The organism is Pseudomonas sp. 51_B (assembly GCF_017491595.1).
GTDB lineage: Bacteria > Pseudomonadota > Gammaproteobacteria > Pseudomonadales > Pseudomonadaceae > Aquipseudomonas > Aquipseudomonas promysalinigenes.
Genome location: NZ_JAFGYW010000159.1, coordinates 1 through 536 on the forward strand (window position 1 = coordinate 1; position 536 = coordinate 536).

Annotated in this window: 1 protein-coding gene and 1 pseudogene; both read left to right on the forward strand. The window is 62.5% G+C overall.

Going from position 1 to position 536, the window contains the following annotated elements; genetic code table 11:
- Nucleotides 1-251 (forward strand): annotated as a pseudogene (locus tag J5M56_RS24150) (chemotaxis protein); the annotation flags it as partial.
- Nucleotides 252-262: 11 nt separating this feature from the next.
- Nucleotides 263-536, forward strand: a 274-nt coding sequence (locus J5M56_RS24155) for an Hpt domain-containing protein (RefSeq protein ID WP_207937960.1), incomplete at its 3' end; no start/stop codon positions are given.

Genomic DNA, 536 nt, shown 5'->3' on the forward strand with positions numbered 1-536 from the left:
TGGAAGAAAGCGAAGGCGGGGCCAAGACCCTCGCGGCGCGGATCCAGAGCATTTCCAACGCGGCGCAACAGCAGACGTCTTCGGCCGGGCAGATCTCGCTGACGATGAACGTGATCCAGCAGATCACCTCGCAGACTTCGTCGGGGTCCACGGCCACCGCCGAGAGCATCGGCAACCTGGCGAAAATGGCCAGTCAGTTGCGCCGTTCGGTGTCCGGTTTCACCTTGCCGGCGGCGACAGATAAAGCGTGAGTGGAGTGGTTATGGGTGATCGGCACGACTACGTGGCCCTGGAATGGGTCAAGGGCGAAATTGCCGAAACGCTGAAGCTGGCGCATCAGGCGATCGAGGCCGTGCTCGACGATCCGCAGGCCTTCCCCGGGCTGGACGAGTGCCTGGCGTACATTCATCAGGTCCACGGCAGTCTGCAAATGGTCGAGTTCTACGGCGCAGCGTTGCTCGCCGAAGCAATGGAGCATCTGGTCGAAGCCCTGCAACATCAACGCGTGCCACACCGCGACGAGGCCTTGCACCTGC